This window comes from Pseudonocardia sp. McavD-2-B, assembly GCF_024124365.1.
GTDB lineage: Bacteria > Actinomycetota > Actinomycetes > Mycobacteriales > Pseudonocardiaceae > Pseudonocardia > Pseudonocardia alni.
Genome location: NZ_JAMXSG010000014.1, coordinates 13,596 through 35,848 on the forward strand (window position 1 = coordinate 13,596; position 22,253 = coordinate 35,848).

At 72.2% G+C, this 22,253-nt stretch carries 25 protein-coding genes; 9 read left to right on the forward strand and 16 right to left on the reverse strand.

Annotated elements, in window-relative coordinates; genetic code table 11:
- Window positions 1–190: 190 nt before the first annotated feature.
- From NH602_RS03940 to NH602_RS03980, 9 genes are all read left to right on the forward strand, one after another.
- Entirely contained in the window at window positions 191–460 is a 270-nt protein-coding gene (locus NH602_RS03940) for a metal-sensitive transcriptional regulator (RefSeq protein ID WP_098960089.1), read from the forward strand.
- 111 nt (window positions 461–571) lie between these two features.
- On the forward strand, window positions 572–880 hold the full coding sequence (locus tag NH602_RS03945) for a rhodanese-like domain-containing protein (RefSeq protein ID WP_253067048.1): 309 nt from the start codon (window positions 572–574) through the stop codon (window positions 878–880).
- Window positions 881–926: 46 nt separating this feature from the next.
- The gene (locus tag NH602_RS03950) at window positions 927–2,309 is read left to right on the forward strand and encodes an MBL fold metallo-hydrolase (RefSeq protein WP_100877278.1); all 1,383 of its coding nucleotides are present in this window, start codon (window positions 927–929) and stop codon (window positions 2,307–2,309) included.
- Window positions 2,310–2,343: 34 nt separating this feature from the next.
- The gene (locus NH602_RS03955; protein WP_100877279.1) at window positions 2,344–3,138 is read left to right on the forward strand and encodes a sulfite exporter TauE/SafE family protein; all 795 of its coding nucleotides are present in this window, start codon (window positions 2,344–2,346) and stop codon (window positions 3,136–3,138) included.
- A gap of 40 nt (window positions 3,139–3,178) precedes the next feature.
- On the forward strand, window positions 3,179–3,574 hold the full coding sequence (locus NH602_RS03960; RefSeq protein ID WP_100877280.1) for a DUF302 domain-containing protein: 396 nt from the start codon (window positions 3,179–3,181) through the stop codon (window positions 3,572–3,574).
- A gap of 47 nt (window positions 3,575–3,621) precedes the next feature.
- Entirely contained in the window at window positions 3,622–3,852 is a 231-nt protein-coding gene (locus NH602_RS03965) for an SHOCT domain-containing protein (RefSeq protein WP_100877281.1), read from the forward strand.
- Entirely contained in the window at window positions 3,849–5,306 is a 1,458-nt protein-coding gene (locus NH602_RS03970; protein WP_100877282.1) for a multicopper oxidase family protein, read from the forward strand. The genes NH602_RS03965 and NH602_RS03970 overlap by 4 nt, the downstream gene beginning before the upstream one ends.
- A 98-nt stretch (window positions 5,307–5,404) precedes the next feature.
- Window positions 5,405–5,995, forward strand: coding sequence for a rhodanese-like domain-containing protein (locus NH602_RS03975; protein WP_100877283.1), 591 nt, complete (start codon window positions 5,405–5,407; stop codon window positions 5,993–5,995).
- Between the two features lie 1,073 nt (window positions 5,996–7,068).
- Window positions 7,069–7,587 (forward strand): hypothetical protein, encoded by a 519-nt coding sequence (locus NH602_RS03980; protein WP_157818119.1) that lies wholly within the window; start codon window positions 7,069–7,071, stop codon window positions 7,585–7,587.
- Between the two features lie 205 nt (window positions 7,588–7,792).
- On the opposite strand, the gene NH602_RS03985 is transcribed toward NH602_RS03980, so the two are convergent.
- From NH602_RS03985 to NH602_RS04055, 16 genes are all read right to left on the reverse strand, one after another.
- Complete coding sequence (locus tag NH602_RS03985) at window positions 7,793–8,647, reverse strand: hypothetical protein (protein ID WP_100877147.1); 855 nt, start codon at window positions 8,645–8,647, stop codon at window positions 7,793–7,795.
- A 400-nt stretch (window positions 8,648–9,047) separates the two neighbouring features.
- Entirely contained in the window at window positions 9,048–9,329 is a 282-nt protein-coding gene (locus NH602_RS03990; RefSeq protein WP_100877146.1) for a hypothetical protein, read from the reverse strand.
- Window positions 9,330–9,400: 71 nt separating this feature from the next.
- Window positions 9,401–9,556 (reverse strand): hypothetical protein, encoded by a 156-nt coding sequence (locus NH602_RS03995; RefSeq protein ID WP_157818118.1) that lies wholly within the window; start codon window positions 9,554–9,556, stop codon window positions 9,401–9,403.
- A gap of 423 nt (window positions 9,557–9,979) precedes the next feature.
- On the reverse strand, window positions 9,980–11,122 hold the full coding sequence (locus tag NH602_RS04000; protein WP_253067047.1) for a DUF1173 family protein: 1,143 nt from the start codon (window positions 11,120–11,122) through the stop codon (window positions 9,980–9,982).
- Between the two features lie 195 nt (window positions 11,123–11,317).
- Window positions 11,318–12,313, reverse strand: coding sequence for a bifunctional DNA primase/polymerase (locus NH602_RS04005; protein ID WP_224400973.1), 996 nt, complete (start codon window positions 12,311–12,313; stop codon window positions 11,318–11,320).
- 371 nt (window positions 12,314–12,684) lie between these two features.
- Window positions 12,685–13,086 carry a single-stranded DNA-binding protein gene (locus NH602_RS04010; RefSeq protein WP_100877143.1) on the reverse strand — a complete coding sequence of 134 codons (402 nt, stop codon included), beginning with the start codon at window positions 13,084–13,086 and terminating at the stop codon, window positions 12,685–12,687.
- A gap of 423 nt (window positions 13,087–13,509) precedes the next feature.
- Entirely contained in the window at window positions 13,510–14,172 is a 663-nt protein-coding gene (locus NH602_RS04015) for a hypothetical protein (RefSeq protein WP_224400974.1), read from the reverse strand.
- Window positions 14,169–14,762: a hypothetical protein gene (locus NH602_RS04020; RefSeq protein WP_100877142.1), complete on the reverse strand. Its 594-nt coding sequence runs from the start codon at window positions 14,760–14,762 to the stop codon at window positions 14,169–14,171. The genes NH602_RS04015 and NH602_RS04020 overlap by 4 nt, the downstream gene beginning before the upstream one ends.
- 121 nt (window positions 14,763–14,883) lie before the next feature.
- Window positions 14,884–15,357 carry a hypothetical protein gene (locus tag NH602_RS04025; RefSeq protein WP_100877141.1) on the reverse strand — a complete coding sequence of 158 codons (474 nt, stop codon included), beginning with the start codon at window positions 15,355–15,357 and terminating at the stop codon, window positions 14,884–14,886.
- 82 nt (window positions 15,358–15,439) lie between these two features.
- Window positions 15,440–15,871 (reverse strand): hypothetical protein, encoded by a 432-nt coding sequence (locus NH602_RS04030; protein ID WP_100877140.1) that lies wholly within the window; start codon window positions 15,869–15,871, stop codon window positions 15,440–15,442.
- 290 nt (window positions 15,872–16,161) lie between these two features.
- A complete protein-coding gene (locus NH602_RS04035; protein WP_100877139.1) occupies window positions 16,162–16,605 on the reverse strand; it encodes a hypothetical protein in 444 nt (147 codons plus the stop codon).
- Window positions 16,606–16,706: 101 nt separating this feature from the next.
- Window positions 16,707–18,533, reverse strand: a complete 1,827-nt coding sequence (locus NH602_RS04040) for a ParB/RepB/Spo0J family partition protein (RefSeq protein WP_100877138.1) — start codon at window positions 18,531–18,533, stop codon at window positions 16,707–16,709.
- A 291-nt stretch (window positions 18,534–18,824) separates the two neighbouring features.
- Entirely contained in the window at window positions 18,825–18,959 is a 135-nt protein-coding gene (locus tag NH602_RS31160; RefSeq protein ID WP_255624037.1) for a hypothetical protein, read from the reverse strand.
- 125 nt (window positions 18,960–19,084) lie between these two features.
- Window positions 19,085–20,071: a hypothetical protein gene (locus NH602_RS04045; RefSeq protein ID WP_157818117.1), complete on the reverse strand. Its 987-nt coding sequence runs from the start codon at window positions 20,069–20,071 to the stop codon at window positions 19,085–19,087.
- A 318-nt stretch (window positions 20,072–20,389) separates the two neighbouring features.
- On the reverse strand, window positions 20,390–20,776 hold the full coding sequence (locus tag NH602_RS04050) for a hypothetical protein (protein WP_100877135.1): 387 nt from the start codon (window positions 20,774–20,776) through the stop codon (window positions 20,390–20,392).
- Entirely contained in the window at window positions 20,773–21,978 is a 1,206-nt protein-coding gene (locus NH602_RS04055; protein WP_224400976.1) for a DUF932 domain-containing protein, read from the reverse strand. The genes NH602_RS04050 and NH602_RS04055 overlap by 4 nt, the downstream gene beginning before the upstream one ends.
- Window positions 21,979–22,253 lie beyond the last annotated feature (275 nt).

The following is a 22,253-nucleotide window of genomic DNA, read 5'->3' on the forward strand; positions in this document are numbered from 1 at the left end:
CGAACCCGCGAATGCGTTACGCAGGCGCGGACACGGGTTCCGTTACAAACGCGACCTGCAGGAACCGACCTGCTCCGCGAGTGTCTCGCGAACGATCATTTCCCGACACACACCCCCAACCGCGCACGCACGAGGTGCGACCCGGAACAGATACACCCGGGGGTATGTTGGTGAGAGTGGAGGTGGCGACATGGAGATGACTCCCGCCCTGGTGGGCGACGCTCTGGTCCGGTTGCGACGCGCGCAGGGCCAACTGGCCGGCGTGATCCGGGCGATCGAGGGGGGTGGGGACTGCGCGGAGGTGCTGACCCAGCTGGCCGCGGTCTCCCGTGCTCTGGACCGGGCGGGTTTCAAGATCGTCGCGAGTGGGATGCGGCACTGCCAGGCGGCCCGGGACCGGGGTGAGCAGCCGCCGATGACCGAGGACGAGCTGGAGAAGCTGTTCCTGTCGCTGGCCTGATCCGCGAGCCCCGACCTCCCGTGGCGTAGCCGTGGGTAGCAGCCAAGGCAGAAGTGTGTTTCCTGGATACCCCACCGGGTATCCGTGACCAGGAGGTGTTGCATCGTGTCGATGCGCGAGATGGACGTGGAGCAGTTCGCGGCGGGACGTCGTGAGGACATGGCCGTGGTGGATGTGCGCTCCCATGAGGAGTTCGTGTCGGGCCACGTACCTGGGGCGGTGAACATGCCGCTGGAGCGGGTGATCACCGATCCGGGCCGCTATGCCGGGCAGGAGTTGTACGTGATCTGTCAGTCCGGGGGTCGCAGCGCCCAGGCGGCGCAGGCGCTGGCCGCTGCCGGCGCGCAGCCGGTGTCGGTGGCCGGCGGGACCGCCGGCTGGATCAGCTCCGGGCGCCCGGTGGACACCGGGGCCCGATGAGCGCCCCGCCAGTCCGATCGAACCGACGAAACGAAGGAGATCTGTCGTGATCGACGTCAACGTGATCGAAACGTCCTCGCTGGGTGACCGCAGCTACCTGGCCACCGACGGGGAGGTGGCGGTGGTGGTCGACCCGCAGCGAGACGTGGACCGGGTCCTGGCCCTGGCCGGGCGGCTCGGGGTGCGGATCTCGCACGTCGTGGAGACCCACGTGCACAACGACTACGTCTCCGGCGGGCTGGAGCTCGCCCGCCTCACCGGCGCGGCCTATGTGATGTCGGCGCGCGACGATCTGGCGTTCGCCCGCACCGGCGTGGTCGACGGTGACGTGCTGGAGGCCTCGCCGCGGCTGCGGCTGCGGGTGCTGGCCACCCCGGGGCACACCTTCCATCACCTGTCCTACGTGCTGGAGGGCCCGGACGGGCCGCAGGGGGTGTTCACCGGCGGGTCGCTGCTCTACGGCACCACCGGGCGTACCGACCTGCTGGGTGACGAGCACGCGGAGGCGCTGGCTCGGGCCCAGCATGCTTCGGCCGCGTCGATGGCCGACGTGTTGCCCGACGGGGCGCAGGTGTGGCCGACCCACGGGTTCGGCAGCTTCTGCACCGCCAGCCCCGCCTCGGGCAACGACTCCACGGTCGGGCACGAGAAGGAGGTCAATCCCGTGTTGCGGTTGGCCCGCGACGAGTTCGTCCGCCACACGCTGGCCGGGTTGGGTGCCTACCCCGCCTACTACGCGCACATGGGCGCGCTCAACACCGCCGGACCGGCGCCGGTCGACCTGCGCCCGCCGACCATCGCCGACCCGGCCGAGCTGGCGCGCCGCCTGGCCGACGGGGAGTGGGTGGTCGACCTGCGCCACCGCAAGGCCTACCTCGACTCGCACCTCACCGGAACGGTGAGCCTCGGCCTGGACGGGCCGATGGCGACCTGGCTGGGCTGGATGGCCCCCCACGACGCACCGATCACCCTGCTCGGTGAGGACCGCGCGCAGGTCGCGCAGGCCCAGCGTGAGCTGGTCCGTATCGGCGTCGACCACGTCGTGGCCGCCGCCACCGGTGAGCCCGGGGACCTGGCCGACGCGGCCCAGCTGGCTGGGTTGCCGAGCGCGAGTTTCGCCGACCTGGCCGCGGAGCTGTCCGGTCGGCGGGTCGCGGACCTGCCGCCCGCTCAGGTGGTCCTCGACGTCCGGCTGGGCACCGAGTGGGCCGCCTCGCACGTCCGCGGCGCGGTGCACGTCCCGCTGCCCGAGCTGGACGCCCGGCTCGCCGAGGTGCCCGACGGCGCGGTGTGGGTGCACTGCGGCAGCGGCTACCGCGCCACCGCGGCCGCGTCGCTGCTGGCCCGCGCCGGGCGGACGGTGGTGGTCATCGACGACATGTTCGACGACGCCGCGGATGCCGGTGTCCCGCTGACACCCACCTCGTGAGCAGGTCCCGGACCCGTGGCCCAAGGCGGGCACGGTGATCCTCGCCGGCGTGTTCGGCCTGGTCATCGGCGCCGCGCTGGGGCTGCTCGGTGCGGGTGGCTCGATCCTGGCCGTCCCGGCCCTGGTCTACGGGGTCGGCCAACCGGTGGCGGCCGCGGTGTTCGGGTCGCTGCTGGTGGTGTCCGTGTCGGCGGCCGGCGGCGTGGCAGCGAGGTTGCGGTCCGGCATGATCCGGTGGCCGGTAGCGCTGGTGTTCGGCGCGGCGGGCATTCCCACCGCGTTCGCGGGGGCCGCGCTCGGCCGCCTGATCGCCGACCGGTGGCTGCTGGTGGCGTTCTCGGTGCTGATGGTCGTCGTCGCGGCCCGGATGCTGCGCGGCAACCCCGAGGAGGCGACCGGCGGCGCGTGTCGGATCCGCGACGGGCGGGTCGACTGGCGCAGCTGCCTGCCCAAGGCGCTCGCCGCCGGCGCCGGGGTCGGGGTGCTGACCGGGCTGTTCGGGGTGGGGGGCGGTTTCCTCATCGTTCCCGCCCTGACCCTGCTGCTCGGGCTGAGCGCCGCAGAGGCCATCGCCACCTCGCTGGTGATCGTCACGATCACCTCGCTGGCCGGGCTGTCCGCGCACGCCGCCGACGCCGCGAGCGTGGACTACGGCGTGATCGCCGTGTTCGCCGGCGCCGCCCTGCTCGCGTCGCTGGCCGCCGGGCGCGTGGCGAACCAGCTCCCGGCCGCGGCGCTGCGGCGCGGGTTCGCCTACCTGATCCTGGCCGTCGCGGTCGGCGTCGCCGCCGCCGCGCTGCTCGCCCCGGCCGCACTGAGCAGCGGCTGACACACACACGACCGACAACTTGACGAATGGAGCATTCGCAATGGACTACAGCATGACGATCACCCTGGATCTGCCCTACGACCAGGCGGTCCCCGCGGTCAAGGCGGCCCTGGCCGAGCAGGGGTTCGGGGTGCTCACCGAGATCGACGCCCGCGCCACCCTCAAGGAGAAGCTCGACCACGACATGGAGCCCTACGTCATCCTGGGCGCCTGCAACCCCCAGCTCGCCCACCGCGCCCTCGACGTCGACCGGCAGATCGGGCTGCTGCTGCCCTGCAACGTCGTGGTCCGCGCCGACGGCGACGACCGCAGCATCGTCTCCGCCCTGGACCCGCAGGTCATGGTCACCATCCCCGAACGCGAAGACCTGCGCCCCGTCGCGGACGAGGCCGGGGTACGCATCCGGGCCGCACTCGACGCACTCACCAGCGACTGACCCGCAGACCAAAACAGGCACGACGAGACGACGGGAGTGGAACGACCATGATGGACGGCTCGATGATGGGATGGTTCTGGATCTGGCCGGTACTGGTGCTGATCGGCCTGGTGCTGCTGGGCTACCTCGCCTACCGGCTCACCCAGAACCGCCGACCCGGCGCGGACACCGCCGCGGCGGCGGGGCCGACCTCGGCACGGCAGATCCTCGACGAGCGCTACGCCCGCGGCGAGATCGACGACGACGAGTACCGCAAGCGCCGCGACGAGCTGGCGTGACCCCGGCACCGATCAGCCGGCGCCGCGCGATCGTCCTGGGCGGGCTCGGCGCCGCCGCCGTCGCCACCGGTGCGACGGGCTGGATCGGCTCCGGTACGGGCAGCCGGCTGCGGCCCGCCGACACCGGCGCAGAGCTGCGCCAACCGCAGGTCCTGGACAGTGCGGGCGGGCGGCTGCAGGTCGAGCTCACCGCCGCGGCGGGGGTGCGGCTGGCCGGTCGGGACACCCAGGGCCTGGGTTTCAACGGCACCGCACCCGGGCCGACGCTGCGGGTGCACCCCGGTGACGAGCTCGCGGTGCGCCTGACCAACCGGCTCGACGAGCCCACCAACCTGCACACCCACGGGCTGCGGGTGTCCCCAGAGGGCAACAGCGACAACCCGTTCCTGCGGGTCGACCCCGGCACCTCGTTCGACTACCTCTACCGGATCCCGGAGGATCACCCGGCCGGCACCTTCTGGTACCACCCGCACCACCACGGCATGGTGGCCGATCAGATCTTCGGCGGGCTCGCCGGTGCGCTGCTGGTCGCCCCGGCGGGCGCCGACCCCGACCTGGCGGTGGTCGAGGACCGGGTGCTGCTGGTCACCGACACCACCCTCGACGGTGACGGCGGGCTGGTCGAGGTGAGCGCGATGGACCGGGCGATGGGCCGCCAAGGCGAGCTGGTCCTGGTCAACGGCCAGCACCAGCCCGTCATCCCCGCCGTTCCCGGCGGGACGCAGCGCTGGCGGGTCGTCAACGGCTGTGTGTCGCGGGTACTGAGCATCCGCCTCGACGGGCACCAGCTCGTCCGGGTCGCCCAGGACGGCACGTTCCTGCCCGCCCCGGTCGACGCGGACCGGGTGATGCTCGCCCCGGGCAACCGGGCCGACGTGATCGTCCGCCCCACCGGCACCGGCCGCTACCCGCTGATCGCCGACGCCGTCGACCGTGGTGGCATGGGCGCGATGATGGGCGGCGCCGCCGCGAGCAGCGGGCCCGTCACCCTCGCCACCATGGTCACCGCCGGGGCGCCGGTCACCGCACCGCCGCTGCCCACCGCACTGCTCGCCGAGGCGCCCGCCCCAGGGCCGGTGACCGGGCGGCGGCAGATCACCTTCCAGATGGGCATGGGCGCAGGCGGGATGGCCTTCACCATCGACGGCCGCGCCTTCGATCCCAAGCGCGACGACCAGACCATCGCCCTGGGCTCCACCGAGGAATGGACGATCACCAATCCCGGCCCGCTCGCGCACCCGTTCCACCTGCACGTCTGGCCGTTCACCGTGCTCGAGTCCAGCGACGCCACCCCACCGACCGGGGTGCCGCAGGACGTCGTGCTCGTCCCGGCCCGCGGCTGGGTCCGGCTCCGCATCCCGTTCACCACGTATTCCGGGCGCAGCGTCTACCACTGCCACATCCTCGACCACGAGGACGCCGGAATGATGGCCACCGTCAACGTCCGCCCGTGAGTGCGCCTCGACTCGGCCATCTCGCCGACCCGGGCCCGACCGCGGCGGCCGGCTCAGCGACCATCCATCCCACGACCCCTACCGACAAGGACGCCCCTGTGGCCCACGCCAGCCCCCGCCACGTCGACGCACGCACCGTTCGCGACTGGCTCGGCGATCCCGACACCGTGACCGTCATCGACGTGCGAAGCCCCACGGAGTTCGAGACCGTGCACATCCGCGGTTCCTACAACGTGCCGCTGGACATGGTCAATGAGCACACCGAGCAGCTCGCCGCTCACTTCGACCGGCAAGTCGTCCTCGTCTGCCAGTCCGGGACGCGGGCCGCGCAGGCTCACCAGCGTCTCGCCGGGGTCGGATCCGAGCGCGTGCATATCCTCACCGGCGGCATCTCCGCGTACTCCGGTGTCGGCGGGGACGTTGTGCGTGGCCGCGCCCGGTGGGCGCTGGAGCGCCAGGTCCGTCTCGTCGCCGGAACGCTCGTGCTCGCAGGACTGACCGCGGGACTGCGTGCGCCGAGGGCACGTCTGCTCGCCGGCGGAATCGGGGCCGGACTCACCGTCTCCGCGCTCACAGACAGCTGCACAATGGCGTCGTTCCTGTCCGCGCTCCCATACAACCGCGGGCCTCGCGACCGCACGCCGGCCGAGGTACTCGCGGAGCTTCCCGCCACCCGGAAGGCAGCGTGAACCGCAGGCACCAACGCAGCACCGAGTTCCTGTAGCTGGCCCGCGATGATCGACGTGACGAACGGTTACCCGAGACGGAATTGATCTCGATCCGCGAACTGCGGTCAGCGTGCACCAGGGCGTCGCGGGACTGCCATCTCGTGGCGCCGACCCGCTGTCGTTCTACTGTCGTTCCACAGACGATCGGCGACGGGGAGCGAAGGCGACGTGCGGGACGGCGACGAGCGCGAGGAGGAGCTGCGGCCGGTGAACGCGGACGACCCGATGGGGACGTTGCTGGCCTCGCCGGGCGTAGTCCACGACGAGCGCACCGGTGAGGTGGCGGCGACCCTGACGCTTGCGCTTAGCCGCGACATCTGGGCGGCCGATCCGCATCGGGGCGCAGAGCTGGTCAGCGTGCTGGTCTCCGCCATGCTGGGGCGCGGCTGGGCACTATTGACCGAGACTCATCCGAGCGCGGTCCGCGCCCTCCCGCGCCCGCCCGGCTGGTCGGTGGAGATGCCGCACCCCGATGGAGGGATCACTATTGGCACGGCCGGCGAGGTGCTCTACGCCGGCGATCTGGGCCCGGCGGTCCCGCCCGGCTGGGTGTCGGCAATCCGAGCCCTGGACGATCAGCTCGCGGTCTGCGTGGCCACCGGTGTGGATCTGAACCGCCGCGACCTTGCCGACCATCTGGCGCGCGCGCAGCCGCGGGCAGGTCGCCGCCGCCGTCCTGCCGGTGGCACTCCACGACGGCGCACCGGACTAGGTGACCGCCACGGCCGACACGCCCTGTCCTCTCGCTGTGCTGGCACGGCCACACTCCCTCTCGATCGCCGCGAGGGTCACGGCCACATGCCAGGCACCGACCGCCACACGCCCGGGCAGCGTGTGCCCGAGCGGGGGGCGGACTCATGCACCCGACGGCCGCCCCCACCTCGTCTGTCAAACGAGATCACTTGCCGTGTACTTTCCATTATGTTGTCAGGGCGGGATAGAACCCGCGCAGGGAACGCGGACTGAGGGGGCAAGCAGTCATGGCCAGGCAGAGAATGCGGCAATCACGCCAGGAGCGAGACGACATCGCGGGGATGCTGGCCAAGCGAGATCAGCTCGACCGTGACCAGCAGCAGCAGCGCCAGCGGGAGGAAGTAGCGTTCGCTCGTTACGCGCATGCCCAGCTTCGGGTCACGGAGATCGACCGCGAACGTGCCGATGCCATCGCCGAACTCGATCGTCGACGGGAGCAGGTGATGACCGACGCGCGCGAGCAACTTGACGCCGTCACGGCCGACCAGTGCGCAGTGCTGGTCGAGCTGCACGTCGACGGCCGGGGCCGGCGCAGCGCGGAGGACCTTGCCGCGCTGTTCGAACTGCCGGTCAAACGTGTCCGCGCGATGCTCAAGCGAGCTCGTGCCGATGAGCCGGCCGGCCAGGACTCAACGACACCGGCACCCGAGGGACCCGCACGCGCCGGTGGCGAGCCCGGCGGCGCCGCTACCCCGGCTCCGGCCAAGGACGCTTCCCCGGCCATCGACGCCGAACGTGAGATGGAGGGTCCGCCGGTCCCCTCCGTCTCAGGCCCTTCCGTCCAGTCGGTCGAGGACTGACCCCTTACGAGGTCCGTGTGGCAGTGCAGCGACTACCTGACCTATGGCAACCGCGGCAGGCCAGGCCAGGCCTGGCTGCTGCGTCGTCGCGGATGATGCTGTGCCGCCGAAGGCGGGTCCGCTCCGCGCGCGGCCCGGCGCGGCCCTGAGCGCCACCCGGCACCGGCGCGGTCCCGCACGACCGTGCCGGTGGGGCCCGACGCCGTCACATGCCCTGCGCCTCGCGCCAGTCGACCACGGCGAACTGGTCGGTCCGTCGCATCGCCCGCCAATCGCGCCTCATCCGGGCATCGCGCTCGTTCGGGCTGGTCGAGGTCGCCGCGATGTAGTCGCACCGGGCGAACAGCACTGCCCGCGCGTCCGCGTCCGCGGCCGGGATCGCGATGCCGGGAACGCCGTCCTCACGGCAGTCCTGGCACAGTCCATCGTCATTGGCGCGGCGCCGGTCGGTGGCTGAGCGTTCCACTCCACACGCCACGCACCCGAGCCCGGCCATCGGCGCCAGCGCGGCCCGGTCGTAGTCGATCCGGTCATCACGCTGCCGCTCGTCCTCCTCGGTGCTCGGCTCGACCCGGTCGGCGAAGTAGCGCCGGGCCACCGTGTCGGACTCGACCGTGCGCGGGTCGCGCCGCTCGCGTGGGTTGGCGCGGCGGCTGGTCAGGTTCCGCGCGCGGCGGGCCGCCCGGTCGCGATCCTTGGCGCGGTTGTCCTCTGCGATGCGCGCGGCATCGCGGGCCTTCTCCGCGCGCCGTTCCGCGGTCGGCGCGAGCGCCTGCACCAGTGCGCGCCCGTCCTCGTCGGCCCGACGCCATTCGTCGCGCAGCCGGTGAAGGGCCGTTGTCGGGTGCTCGGCCTCCAGCGCCTCCACGCAACGCACCATCAGCAGTCGAGTCGGCGCGTCGACGCTGTCGAGCAGGCGGGCAAGACGAGCACGCGCGCCGCGCACCGCGCCACGCTCGATGATCTCGGCGATGACGCTGAGCTCCGCGGCCGCCGCAGTCATCACAGCGCCGGTGTTGTCGACATCGTCGGTGCTGGTGGTCTCGCTGGCAATGGTCATCGCGGTGCCTCTCCGTCGCTGGCGGTGGGTGATCGGGGTGGGTGGGGCTGCTGGCCCGTGAGGGGCAGCGGGCGTCGTCCCCGCTGCCGCTTCGCGGCGATCGCTCGGCCTCCGAGGCTCGACGTCAAGGGCAGCCCGCCAGGGCTGTCGCCGTGGCGACGCGGAGCGCCAGCGGAGCGCCCTTTACGTGGAGTGAGGCCGTGCTCAGCTCTAGGGCCGGCAGGCCCACCTCCCGCCGAAGGCGGTCCACCGGGGTTCACGGCCCGGCGCGGCCTTGAGCGCCCCCACCCGGCCGCCGGTCGCCCCTCCCGGCTGACACTCCGCCCGGCTTGGGCGCACCGCACCGGAATCCGCCACGCCGCGCTGGCCCTCCCGCGGGGGGCCACGCAACTGCGTTCGCTCAGGTGACCGGTGCGGTCTCGCGGACAACGACGATCTTGCGGTCCGGGCGGGCCTCGAGGACGGCCCCTCCGTCGAGCACCAGGGTCACCGGTTCGTGGCCATCGACCCCGCGGGTGGTCGCGGCCCGGTTCTCTACCGCGACCACCCGCGTACGGCGGTTGGTTTCCACCCGCACGGGCACGCCGTACTCGTCGTGGCGGATCCGGTCGATGGTGTCGGTCGGCAGCCAGTCCCCCGGCCGGATCTTCGTGCTGTAGGTCTGGTGGATCTCGATCGGCATCAGCCGGACCTCCTCACGCGCACACGGGAAGGGGCCCGCCCGGCGGGCGGGCCCCGGAGGGCGGACCGCCCTCAGAAGGGCGGCTCCTCGCCTTCGGCGATGCCCGAGCCATCGGCCTCCACCGGGCCGGCGGACTCCCAGTCCGCGGCCAGTGAGCGGAAGATCCGGGCGTCGCGCTCGGTGTAGCCGTCGGCGATGTCGAGGGAGTCGAAGATGGCGGCAGGCATGGCGGTCCTCCGGTGGTCGGTGCGGCTGGAACGCGGCGCAGCCTCAGCACGCCCGGTGGGGGTCCCGAAGGGACAGCGGGGCCTGCTGCTGGCCCGTCCGGGTGAGACTGCGAACCCGACCCCAGCTGACTCGGCCCCCTCGACCCCGGCCGTCGCGGCGCGACCCGGCCCGACCCACCCCGACCACCTCGTGACCGCCACTGCCGCACGCAACAGGCCCACACACCGCCGACCACCTCGGTAACAGCAGCCCCCGGCAGTCTCACCCGGACGGGTCGGCAGCAGGCATCGGTGCTCCGCCCCCGCCGGGTGTGCTGACCTTCGGGCGATCCAGACGCACCGACCACCGGAGGACCACGCGAACCCGTTCCGGTGTGGAGTGGTCGACTGCCCCAGTGCGGGGTTGACCTCGGCGAGGCGCGGTCAGGTCGCGGTGTGCAGGCGCAGGTCCGGTAACCGATCGCGGACGTCCCACTCGATCAGCGGTGTGTCCGTGCTCCGGTAGTGGCTGATCTTCGCCTGCTTGCGCGCGGTGTAGTCCTCGCGGTCGAGCATGCCCCAGACCTCGACGAGGGTCGCCGGATCGGTGTCGGTGAGGACGAAGTCCGGCAGGACCGCGGCCTCACCGTCGTAGCGCAGGGGTTTAACGAAGGTCCGTTTCGCCGCCGTCAGGGCATCGGCCATGACGACCTCGTGTGTGGAGTCGGCCGGGATGAAGTCGGCGTTGGTCAGCATCACCGCGGCGCCGACCGCGGACAGGTTGCCCTGGTCGCTGCGCGAGACCAGGGCGAGTATCACCTGCTCGCTGCCGGCCGGGCGCTGGTCGGTCATCGCCGGCGCCGCGGCCCGGCGGATGCGCTTGTGCAGCGCGGTGGAGAAGAAGATCGGTGCTCGGTGATGGCGCAGGTCGCAGCGCTGTCCGTAGGGCGTCGGGGTCCAGGAACGGACCGCGCCGAGCAGCAGCCCCCGCTGCACTATCCCGTTGCGCTCGACCATCCGGTCGGTGAACCGGGTGAACGCCGCATCGTGTTGGTCAGGGTGCGCGGGGTCGAACGGTGGGATCACGTAGCAGCACCAGCTCAGCGGCAGGCCGGCTGAGGTCACCCCGTCGGTCGCGGCTCGAACGAGCGGACTGCACCTGGCCCACCCACGCCGGCCGGATCTGGGGTTATCGGGTGGGCTTGAGCGGGTCAGGTCGGCGCGTTCCCACAGGTAGTGCAGCAGCCCGAGCAGGCCCATCCGTGACCGCGCCGCCCCGGCATCGCGGGGGCTCGAGGTGGTGCCCGACGCCGCGGGGTCGCTCGTGCGAACGTGTAGTGGCAGCGACAACGCCACGCTCGCGCTGCCGTCGTCAGTTTCCTGCAGCGCGCCGTCCTGGTACTGGCTTCGCCCGGACCACTGGCCGGTGGTGTTGTGGAACTCGCAGTCGCGGGCGTGCTCTTCTCCACCGCTGGGCCAACAGGCCAGGTAGTAGACCCCTGCGCGGTGGCGGATCACCAGCCGCGGGGCGGGGTCAGTGCACAGGCACCACGCACAGCCGTCAATGATCTTGGCCTGCTCGACCACCGCTCGGTAGACACTGGGTGCGCGGCGTAGCTGCCACAACGCGACTTCGCGCCCGGCCAGCCGCACCCGCGTCCGAGACACCGCGTGCTGGCCGTGTCGGTGTCCGGAGACCGGCGCCCGCCCGCGTCTGAAGGTCATATCGGCTCTCCCTACCTCATCCGCACCGCGTTGTCGGGTAGTTCAGCATCGCGTGGGCTACGCCTCGTCGACGTGGTTGTCGGCGCCGGCGGTGCCGCGGTCGATGGTGCGCGGGGCGCGCATCCCGAAGGTCATCCCACGGGCGATGGTGCGCTCGGCCTCGACACGGGTGAACCCCGCGACCCCGATGTGTACCCGGGCGGCGTCGAGCAGAGCCGCGTGAGCGTTGTCGGCGTCGAGCTCCCCACCGCCGACAAGCTGGCCGAGGACCCGGGCGGCGCCGAGCAGGGTGATCTGCCGCGTGCCCGCCTGGGAGTGTTCGACCTTGTCCAGTTCGTCGGCCTGGATCGCGGCGATGTAGGCGTTCGCGCGCTTGGTCGACAGTCTCCTCGCCGGTGTGGCCAGCGAGCTCGGCGGCGGCGGGGTGAGCAGGGTGGTCAGCCAGGTGGGTAGCTCGGCGACCTGTCCGTGCTCGGCGACCTGGTACGCACCTTCGGGGCGGATGCTGCCGGCGCCGACGACGAATCCGCCCCCGGCGCGGGTGTCGATCAGCGGGCCGAGGCTGTGACCGTGCCCGCCGATCGTGTTGCGCAGCTGGAGCCCCTCGGGCACCCGGAAGTAGAGGTGCTCGCCATCAGTTGGCGTGCGCACCGCGTAGGTGTCGGGGAGGGTCTCGCCGTGCCGGGCGGCGAGCTGGTCGAGGACCTCCCGTCCGGTGGTGGCCCCGCCCCATGCCCGGATCGGCTCGGTGCTGGTGTCCAGATCGATCACCACGAGGCCGGAGGGCCCGCACGCCACACCGACGTTCCATCTGGTGGTGTTCGACCACCAGCGCCGGATCTGGACGCGGTCGCGGGTCGCGCGCTGCTCCCAGCCCTGGTGTCCTTCGGCGCACACTCCACGGCGCCGGCACCGGGTCTCGCCGTGGAAGGCCGGGACCTTCGTGCCGGCCCGGACCGGGAACACGAACAGACCGGCGGTCGCGGCGTCGAGCGCGACCTGCCGCAGCCGCGCCACCTCACGTTCGAGGCGCGGACGAGCTCCTCGCGGCATGCGCGCCGTGTCCTCCCGTCTGGTCCGGGCACCGGTGTCGTACGCACCATCGCATCGCTCCCCAGCAGTGTGGGTGCTGTCGGCGCTGGTCGTGACGGTCATCTTGTGCTCCTCGCGTGGTTTAGGGACCGGTGCCTGGCCGGCCCGGGATCCGTCCGTCCCTGCGGTAGTCGATCTGCACATCTGCAGCGACTCCGGCGAATCCGTGTCGCTGCCACGGTCAGATGCTGCGGTGGCGGGTGCACAGGCCGGGCCTGGGTCGCGGTCGGTCGGAGCAGGCCCGGCGCTGTGCGGTGTGGTCACGGGGGTGGACGAGCCCGAGGGGCCGGGCGCAGTCGTGGGCGGCGCCCGGGCGTCGCCCACGACTGGGGTCAAGGGGCGATGACCTCAGGCGCGGTGGTCGAAGCGGGACGCCCGTTCTTGTGGACGGTCGCTGTCGCGAAGCTGAGTTCGACCCCGGCGGTGTCGGCGTGCAGGGTGGTGCGCACGACCCGGCGGGTCTCCCCGGCAGGTGTGAAGGAGTCGTCGGTGAGCCGGCCGGTCACTGTCACCCGGGTACCGGACTCCACCGAGTTGTAGACGTTCTCGGCGAGCCTGCCGAAAGCGGTCACCTGCTGCCAGGCGGGCTCGGCGTCACGCCACTGCCCGGTGTTCGGGTCGCGCTCGCGCTGCCTGAGAGCGAGGGAGAAGTTGAGGATTGCGGTGCCGTTGGCCTTGCCTCGGACCAGGGGCCGGATCTGGCCGATGTTCCCGGTCAGGGTGATCTCGTTCATGGGGTGCCTCTCGGAGTGGTCGGTGCTGGTTGGTGACGCGGCTCTGCCTCAGCGCGGTGCGGTGTGGCCCCGCAGGGGGCGGCGGGGGTTGCCGCTGGCCCGACCGGGCGGGAACCCGCGAAGCGGGTCCGATCGAAGCGAGGCCCGTCCCACCCGGTCGGTGTCGGCAGGCGTCCATCGCCGCGAACCACGCCGTGCTGTGCTGACCTCCGGGCGTCTCCCAACCCCGGGCTCTGACCACGCGTGCCCGCACGTGTGCGACCGTCCTGCTCCGGTGGTCAGACCCAGGCGATAGTTCGCTGTTCAGGCCGAGCAGGTGATCTCGCGCGAGGTAGGAGGAGCCGGGCCCTGCAGATAGCCCGGGGCGGCGCCCCATATGGATATGGAGGCCTGGTTGCCGAGGTCGTACCGACGCGTCGGGGGTTACGCGGTGCGTGCGACAGTCAGCAGCAGGCGAGCCGGCGTGCTGAACCAGGCGCGCACGACGTCGGTGGTGTCGTGATGGGCGAAGTGCTGGGCGAGCCGTTCGAGGGCTCCGGGGATCCGGCTCTCGACTTCGGCGGCGAGCGTGGCCACCGGGTAGGCCAGCCCACTCGCACCGTGTAGCTCGGCATGCTCGGCCAGGGCCAGGTGCTGGAACAACTCCTCGTCTCCGAGGTCCTGCACGCGCGGCACTGCGTCAGTCTCAGCCGCGAAGGTCGCCCCGGTGATGGTGCGCCGGTAGAGGAGGCCGTCGTTGAGCATGACCCGCAGCGGCGGAGTGTTCGGGTAGCGCTCGCCGAGGTCGGTGGTGTCGATCGATACGTGCAGCGCCCCGTCGTCGCTCCAGTAGGCGAAAACCAAGGCGTCACCGACCCTCACCGCGGGCAGCTGATCGTCGCTGGTCTGAGGCAGGAACTCGGCGGCCCGGTTGAGCTGCCCGGGGCTGGCCGCCGAGCGCGGTTGGGTGTCGTTGGTCCGGTCGGTGTTGGGCCGGTGGGATGGCATGAGCATCTCCATACGTCGGGGTGTCGGTCTGTTGATCGCTCCCGCGAGGCCGAGGTGGCGGTCGGGCCGCCGTCGTCGGTCGGGGCCGTCGCCGCTCATCCGGCCCAGGACAGACCGTGATCGTCGAGTGCGGGGAACTGGTGCAGGAACAGGCGCTGGTCGTCGCTGGCACGGTCGCGCCAGTCCTGGGCGTCGTAGTCCCAGGTGGAGTAGCCGCCGATGAATACGCACGGTGTGCAGGTCGGCCGGCCTGTGCGCTGCCCGAACGTGGCGAGCGGGCGGTCGCCGCCGGGGTGCGGGTCGCGGTGTTGGGCCATGACCTCGAAGACCGTCAGCATCACGCGGTAGGCGGGCGACCACACGGGCTGGTACTGCCCGAACCCGTAGGCCACGTCCGGGATCTCTTGCCATCCCTGCCTGGCTGCCACGTTCAGCGCCCGCACGATGTCGTCGGGCAGCAGCACGCACGGTGCGCACCGCCCGCCGTGGCGAACGACGACGCGCACGTCGTCGTGGTTGATGGCCGGGACGTCAGCGATGTAGCGGGCCTGTTTGCCCATGCGCGATTCCTGCTCCCAGTCGAGGTAGTAGGACAGCGCGGAGGCGAAGGACTCCCAGTAGGACACGGTGTCGTCGGTCATGCGCTCGCCCCAGGCGGGGTATCGCGGGCTGTGGGCGGTCGTGGTCATGCGTGGCCTCCGGTCGGTCGTCGAGGGGTGGCGACGGCGTCCGGCGGGCGCCGGTGGGTGGTCACGGCGCCGACCGGGCGAGTGGGGCAACCGTCCGCTCGGCCGGCCGGCCGCGGCAGGATCAGCTGATGGCGGCCGGTGCGCGGTCGGCGATGGTCGAGAGCCGGGTGCTGATGAGGACCGAGTGGTAGGCGGTCAGGGCGTCGCCGAGGGTGCGGCCGTCGTCCTGGGCGTTCTGCGCGGCGCGGGCCGCGGCCGTCACAGCGTGGGGCAGGGTGGGGACGATCAGCAGGTCTAGGACGGCGTCGGCCAGGGCGCCCTCGTGGTCGGCCAACAGGTGCAACGGCATCCCGGCGCGGTGCAGGGCGGCGCCGATCAGGCACATCGCCCGGTGGCCGTCGGCGCTGACGTAGCGGCACGACGGCACACCGTTCTCGCCGCTGTTCTCGGCGAACAGCGGGTGCTGATCGGCGGGGTCGACGTAGGCCTCGGGGTCGGTGTCGATGCCGGGGTAGGTCCAGTTCAGGCCGCGTTCACCGGCCACGGCGTGCAGCGCGGCGGTGAACTGGTCCTCGGTGACGGCGATGGTGTGCATGGGCGAACCCCTCTCGGGCAGTAGGCTGGCGGGGTGCGGGCGGCGCGGAGCCCCGCCGGGAGCGGGGCCCCGCGGCGGGTTGTCAGCGGTTGAGGCAGCGGCGGTGGTAGCCGGCCAGCACCGCGACCACGGGCGCGAGATCGACGCCGGGTTCGAGCAGGGGCTGCAGGTCGCATCGGACGGCGTCCGCGACGACGGTGTCGGGGTAGCAGATCCCGACGGTGACCTCGTCCCCGGTGAGCTCGCAGTCCTCTCCGATCTCCTCGTAGAGGCGGCCGGGGCCCACCGGGTGGGCCGAGTGCAGCACCACCGAGGGCCCGAACGGCCCCGACGCGTTGCGCGGGTCGAGCCAGCGCAACTCCACCGCGCCGTCGTCGTCGGCGACGACCAGCCGGATCCGGTGCGGATCCGACGCGACGCTCACCCGCAGGCCGTCGACGACGATCGGGTGGGTCTGCAGCCGGTCCAGGGTCAGGGCCGCCTCGCTGGTGGTGGGGGTGTTTGTACTGGTCAACGGGGCCTCCGCGGATCGGTGGGGTTTGCGCTGGATCGCGGCTCTGCCTCAGCGCGGTGCGGTGTGGCCCCGCAGGGGGCGGCGGGGGTTGCCGCTGGCCCGACCGGGCGGGAACCCGCGAAGCGGGTCCGATCGAAGCGAGGCCCGTCCCACCCGGTCGGTGTCGGCAGGCGTCCATCGCCGCGAACCACGCCGTGCTGTGCTGACCTCCGGGCGATCTGGCACGAGCTCCACCGGCCTGCGGCGTCGCGCGCCGGACCGCAGCGCCACACGTTCTGGTCCGTCGGTGCTTAGGCGTTATCGACGGCGGCGAGGAGCCGCTGTCGGAGCCCGGGGGTCTCCAGCGCTTCGGCCCAGACGATCCAATCGGGAAACGCGCGGGCCAGCGCTCGCCGGTGAGTGGGCCCGGTGACCGCGATCAGCTCACCGAGGGCACGCCCCCAGGGCGACGGGATGGTTCCGCCGGAGAGGCCGTAGGTGGTGAGCAGGCTCTGCAGCGCGTGCTGCTCGTCCTCTGCCAGGTCGTGGCGCTCGGCCCGGCAGACCCATTCCTCGATGGTGTGCTCGGCTTCGGCGGCGCGCCCGGGCGGGGCGGCACGTGGGCCGGGGTGGGCGGTGCCGAGGCTGAGGGCTGCGGTGATGTAGCGGGCCTGCTCGTGGTGCGAACGCCGCCGCCAGTGGTCGGTGTCGGTCTCGGCGAGGACGGCGGCGAGCAGGTCGATGGAGATGTCCACGATGTGTGCTCCTGTACGACGTAGGGGAACTGCGGATACAGCGCGGTCGGGCGCAGGGGCGAGACGCCCGCGGGCGTCTCGCCCCTGCGGTGACCGTGCGGTCAGCCGTTCGCGGCGGCCTCGCTGTTCGCGGCGGCCTCCGCCGTGGTTTCAGTCCCGCCCTCGGCGGTTGCCGCGGTGCCGGTCGCTGCGGTGTCGGGCTCGGTGGTGTCCGCTGTCTGGTCCTCGGCCGCTGCCTCGCCGGCGCTGTCGGTTACACCGCCGTTCTCGGCGGAGTCCGCCTCGGTAGTGGGGTCCGGGACGGTGGCATCCCGCGGTGTGGTCTCGGTGGCGCCGGTCTGGTCGGTGATGACGAGCTGCTCGACGTCGGACAGGTCGTAGCCCCACTCGCGCAGCTGGGTGATGTAGCGCCGCGTGGCCGGGCTGGGGTTACGCCAGCTGTTGCGGTGGGTGCCGTCCTCGTAGGCGGCGAGGACCACCGCGAGGGAGAGCATCGTGGCCCGGGCCGCGTTCGACGTGCCGGCGGCTTCGGCGATCGGGTGGGTCGGCCCACTGTGGAGGCCGTAGACGCCACGGGGGGAGGCGGCGCCCAACCCCAGCAGGGTCGCGGCGAGGGCGTTGCGGGACTCCATCGCGCGGCGTAGGTCGTGATCGCCCCGGGCGATCTCGGCAGCGACGAAGATCGCTGCTCCCTTCGGCGCCGCCTTGCGGGTGAACAGCTCGCGCAGCCAGTCCCGGCGCACGATCTGCGCGGAGTCCCATGCCTTGTTGTTCGCGATCACCGTGCGCCGTTCCTGGCGCGCGGCTTCCCGCTCGCGGTCCTCGCGGGCCTGGCGCTGCTCGTCGGTTTCCCCGACCGGCGCAGTGGTCGTGATGCCTGGCTGGGACCGGTCGTAGAGCTCGGCGTGGCCGTGCTCGATGGGGGCCAGGCACATCCACACCGGCTGGGCGATCCTGCCTGCCTGCTCGAAGTCCCAGCGGGTCATGACGGTGGCGGCGTGGCCGGGGCAGTCGCGGTGGGCCTGTTCAGTGAGGTCGGTGCCCTGCGGGTCGTCCGCTGTGGGCCGCAGCCGAGCGATCGAGGACGCGGTGTCCAGGCGGTCGTCGTCACGGCTCAGGACCGTGACCCCTGAAGCGCGCAGCTGGTCCTCCACCGCTGTGCACCGGGCGCGGTCTGCGCGCTCGTCGCGCAGCCGCTGCGCCTGGTGTGCGAGCTGTCCCGGTCGGGTCAGCGCGGTCTCGGTGAGCTGCTCGACCGCGGTGTCGTCATCGGCGAACTCGGCGATCACCGCCATCTGGACCAGGTCCAGCTCGTGACAGGACCCGATCTCGAGCGCCCGGGCGCTGCGGGCGACCGCGGTGGTCTGTCGGACCCGCTTGGCTGGGGTCCGGGTGGTCCGTGCGATCTGCCACGCCGTCATGCCTAGCCCGAGCAGCTGCTGGTGTGCGGCGACCTCGTCGGCGTCGGAGATCCCGGCGCGGTGCTGGTTCTCGCCGAGCTGGTCGATGATTCGCTCGGCCTCGGCGACACGCTGGGCCTGTGCGGGGTCGGTGAAGGCCTCGGCGGCGTCGGTGGCGGGGGTCTGGGGTTCGACCAGAACTCGCACACGGGCCAGACCGGCCTTGACTGCGGCAAGGGTGCGGCGCTGGCCCTTGCGCACGACTAGGGCGCCATCGGCGGCGCGGCGGTAGACGTTGATGGGTTCGCGCACGCCGCGGTCGCGGATCGAGGCGCAGAAGTGCGGGTCGAGGTGGGCGTCGGTGCGGGTATTGACCTCGAGGACCAGTGTGGAGGGGTCCGCCCAGGCCAGTTCGCCGAGCTCGTCGACATCGCCGAGGAGCTCCGCGGTCACCGGCGCGACCGGGGTACCGGTGGTCTCGGGCTGGTCGTCGACGCGGTCGGTCGAGTCGGTGGTGGTGTGTCTCATGAACGGGGCCTCTCCCTGGCGGTGACCGCCCGACCCGCTGGTCGGGCGGTGCGCCCCCGCTGCCCGGGGGTGCGCTGCGCGTCCCGGGCAGCCCGGCCGGGGGGCCGGAGGGGGATCGGCCGTGGTCACCCCGGTGTGGACCCGCCATGGGAGTGCCGCAGCGCTCAGGCGTCAGCGGGGCGGGTTCACCCGTGGGGGACCTCGCGGCCGAGGCATCGTCGGCCCGCCGGTCGGGATGCCAGCGTGTGTCCGCCCCCTGGCCGGGGCGGACACACGGCATACCTGACCTGGCTATGTCCCCGTTTCGCCAGCGAAGTTGTTGATGCCGCTGCGCATGACCTCGCGGGGGTCCCAGCCGGCCTCGGTCACCAGGTGGAGGAGGTCGGTGATCAGGTCAGCCACGCCCTCGGCTGCCTGCTCGTCCACCGCGGCGATCCGCTCGGGTGAGGTCCCGTCCGGCCGGTACGCGCGCAGCGCCCCCCAGCGCACGCTCGGCCGACTGACGGGGAGTCAGCCCATCGTTGAGGCGTTGGGCTCCGATGTCGTCCACCTCAGCCCTCCCACGTGCGGCTCTGCCCGAGCAGGTCGGGGCGGCGCGGAGCGACAGTCACCAGGGCCTCGTAGTGCGCGTGCTCGGACGGTCCGCACGCGTGACCGTCGCCGGTCTCGGGCTGGACGACATCGTCGAACCATCCCTCCACGCTCTCGCCGACGTGGGGCGCACGGATCACGGCCGCGTACTCGGACTCGTGTCCGCACGAGTAGGTGTTTTCGACCCTGACGGTGATCATGTCGGCGCCTCCCACCTCGTGCTTTCTTGCGAGGCGGCCGATGAGGCCCTCGGGGTCTCTGTGATCGGTGTGGTCGTGACCGTGTCTGCACTGCGGCTCGTGGGCGTGCGGGCACTGGTGGGCAGGTACTGAGGTGATGTCCGATGCCCAGCCGAGCACGGCGAGGGCTCGGGACAGGTCGGGTAGCAGCCGGGGGTGTACCCGCAGCCGGACCTCGGTGTAGCTCGGGAACTGCGCGTCGAACTGGCCGGGGCGGATCTCGTGGCGCAGGGAGGGCTCCACGACTTGCACCGAGTCGATGGGACCGGTGTGCGGATGATCTGAGCACAGCCGTAGCGCCCCGCGGTCGCCGTGCTCGCCTCGCGACACGAGCGTCGGGAGGCCGGAGAGGTTGGAGCGGACCTCGGCCAGGATGGCCTGCTCAGCGGCGGCGAGGGCGTCCGCGGCGCGCCGCCAGTCCCGCGCGGCCGGGCGGGCGTGGCGGTACGGGGTGACCAGCCGCCGGTGCAGGTCTGCGGCGATCCGGGCCGTCGGGCGGGTCGGATCGACGGTGGCTCGGGCTCTCAGCGCGTCGGCACCGGGTACGTCCCGCGCGTCCGGCGGGGGTTCGCAGACCACGAGCAATCGGCCGGACTCCGGTCCGTGGCGGGCGATGCGGACTCGCAGGGCCGCACCGTCGGTGGCGGTGAGCAGCATCCCGCTGGGGTGTGTGCTCGTCGCCCAGGGGTGCTCGTCGATCGCGGTCAAGGCCTCAGCGACAGCTTCGGCGACATCGCGGTTCCCCAGCTGCGCTGCGCCGGTCACGATCGCGCCTGCCCGGGGTGGCCGGGCGCGGTGTCGGCCCGGGCGGCGCCGGTGAGCAGGAGCGGGGCGATGCCCTGCTCGTGGAGTAGCCGATGGTTCTCGGACGACGTGATCATCGGTGGTTCCTCGTCTCGAAAGGTGTGCACAGCACGAAGCCCTGGCTGGGGCGATCCACTGCGCAGGGCAGGCCGCACCAGCCAGGGCTCGGGTGGTCAGGTGGTGGGATGGGAGTTCGGTGGCGTTGGCTCGACGCGCGCGGGATCAGGGACGGGCGGCGTGGCGGACCGACATGACCTGCCACCAGCCGTAGGCGACCTCGCAGCACGGTGCGTGGCCCCGGGTCGGGCACCACCCGCAGGGACAGTGCTCCGCCTCGCGAAGGTGGCAGACGCTGCAGTCGCCGGGCAGGTAACGGGTCATCATCAGGTGGAACGGCCACTCCGGTGAGGGCGCCACGAGCAGGTGCACCGCCGGCCACAACTGCTCATCGGTGGCCCCGTCCCTCAGCACCCGCTGCGACACCGCCGTCCAACGCTGGTCGTGCCCGACCAGCCGGGCCGCGGCGCGAGACGCGGCCGCGCACTGGGCCAGCGTCGGCGCACTGTAGTGGTCGAACGCGAGGGGGTTCACCGTCTGCGGCGTGCTCACGCGACGCGACCGGTGGTGAACGCGGCGGAGAGCCGCATGGCCTCGATACCGCGGGCCTCGACCTCGTAGGCCTCATCAACGTCGGCGATGCCCTGAGCGGCCGCGGTGACCGCGTGCAGTACCCCACCGGAGGTGCGCAGGCCGCCGTCGATGAAGTGAGACAGGATCGAGTTCTGGGCCTCGATGGAGAACCGCAGCTTCTTGCTGACGTGCTCGATGGTCTGCTGCGGGCGGGTCACCTCGATCCCGGCGTCGGCCTCGATCTCAGCGATCCGCTCGGCGACCCAGCGCTCGTCGAGGAACGAACCGATCGCGTCGCGGGTCATCTTCGTGACCAGCTGCAAGCTCGCGGCCTGGGTGTCGGAGGACCAGTTGATCTGGCCTGCGGCGAGGCGCCCGCCGACGTGGACCTCGTCGATGGCGTGGCGGGTCAGGGTCATCCCGTTGTTGCAGATCTGCACGGTCAGCTGCGGGATGAGCCGGAACTTACCCTGCCCGGTCTCGGAGTTGGTCAGCACGAACCCGGCGAACACCGTCGGGTTGTCGGCGCCGCGCGCGCCGGAGAACGGGGAGGTGTAGCCGGCCAGCAGCGCCGGGGCCATCGCCGAGACCGCGGTCGAGCGGATCTTGACGTACATGCGGGACTCCGACAGGTCCGCGGAGACGATGTCGACTGGGTGTCCGGCCGCGTGGACGCCTTCCAGGGCGGTCATCAGGACGTCGAGGTTCTCGATCGGGCGGTATCGGTCCGACAGCAGCGCCCGCATGACCCCCTGCCCGCCCTCACCTGCGGTGAGGCCGCGGACCAGGAACCGGCGGTTCGGGTCGTGGGTGAGCCAGCCGTTGACGTTGTCGTCGTAGAGCTCCACGTTGTGCTCGCGGGTCCGACGCAGGTAGGCGGTGGGGATGCCGAGCTTGTCGGCGATGCCGTTGTCGGCGGTGCGGGTCGGGGCCAGGGAGAGGTCACCGCTGGTGACCCCGTCCATCGACAGCTTCACCGGGCCGGCGCCGCGTACGACCACCCTGCCGGCCCTGGCCTGCAAGGCCGAGGCGGCGACGACGTGGTCGGACTTCGCGGCCTGCTGGGTACGCAGCAGCTCGACCATGTCGCTCAGGTCGGCGTTGCGGGTCGTCAGCGCCACCGGGCCCGGTCCGCCCTCGTTGTCAGCGCGCGAGGTGTTGTGCTCGATGTTCTGGCTCATGACGTGAGTCCAATCTGTGCGGCGTTCGTACCGGCCCCGGTGGAAGTGGGGCCGGTGCGGTCCCGACCGCTGCGGTGGGACGTGACTCGCCCGCACCACGAACTCCGGCGCGCCGGGGGCGTGCGCTCGCCCGACCGGCGTGACACCACCCGACCGCACCAACCGGCCGGCCGACGACGCAGAGCCGGTGGTGTCACCCGCGTCGGGTGCGGCAGGCGCGGCATCGGCGGGCAAGCCGGAGAGCGGGGTGCAGAGTCATCACGGCCCACCCATGT

Excerpts from the sequence above, each read along its gene's own strand:
- NH602_RS04010 (WP_100877143.1), bottom strand. The coding sequence starts at position 13,086 with ATGAACGAGATCACCCTGACCGGGAACATCGGCCAGATCCGGCCCCTG.
- NH602_RS03960 (WP_100877280.1), top strand. The coding sequence starts at position 3,179 with ATGGACTACAGCATGACGATCACCCTGGATCTGCCCTACGACCAGGCG.
- NH602_RS04040 (WP_100877138.1), bottom strand. The coding sequence starts at position 18,533 with ATGAGACACACCACCACCGACTCGACCGACCGCGTCGACGACCAGCCC.
- NH602_RS04005 (WP_224400973.1), bottom strand. The coding sequence starts at position 12,313 with ATGCCGCGAGGAGCTCGTCCGCGCCTCGAACGTGAGGTGGCGCGGCTG.
- NH602_RS03945 (WP_253067048.1), top strand. The coding sequence starts at position 572 with ATGCGCGAGATGGACGTGGAGCAGTTCGCGGCGGGACGTCGTGAGGAC.
- NH602_RS03965 (WP_100877281.1), top strand. The coding sequence starts at position 3,622 with ATGATGGACGGCTCGATGATGGGATGGTTCTGGATCTGGCCGGTACTG.
- NH602_RS03980 (WP_157818119.1), top strand. The coding sequence starts at position 7,069 with ATGCTGGCCAAGCGAGATCAGCTCGACCGTGACCAGCAGCAGCAGCGC.
- NH602_RS03990 (WP_100877146.1), bottom strand. The coding sequence starts at position 9,329 with ATGCCGATCGAGATCCACCAGACCTACAGCACGAAGATCCGGCCGGGG.
- NH602_RS04025 (WP_100877141.1), bottom strand. The coding sequence starts at position 15,357 with ATGCACACCATCGCCGTCACCGAGGACCAGTTCACCGCCGCGCTGCAC.
- NH602_RS03985 (WP_100877147.1), bottom strand. The coding sequence starts at position 8,647 with ATGACCATTGCCAGCGAGACCACCAGCACCGACGATGTCGACAACACC.
- NH602_RS04015 (WP_224400974.1), bottom strand. The coding sequence starts at position 14,172 with ATGAGCGGCGACGGCCCCGACCGACGACGGCGGCCCGACCGCCACCTC.
- NH602_RS03995 (WP_157818118.1), bottom strand. The coding sequence starts at position 9,556 with ATGCCTGCCGCCATCTTCGACTCCCTCGACATCGCCGACGGCTACACC.
- NH602_RS04020 (WP_100877142.1), bottom strand. The coding sequence starts at position 14,762 with ATGACCACGACCGCCCACAGCCCGCGATACCCCGCCTGGGGCGAGCGC.
- NH602_RS03940 (WP_098960089.1), top strand. The coding sequence starts at position 191 with ATGGAGATGACTCCCGCCCTGGTGGGCGACGCTCTGGTCCGGTTGCGA.
- NH602_RS04055 (WP_224400976.1), bottom strand. The coding sequence starts at position 21,978 with ATGAGCCAGAACATCGAGCACAACACCTCGCGCGCTGACAACGAGGGC.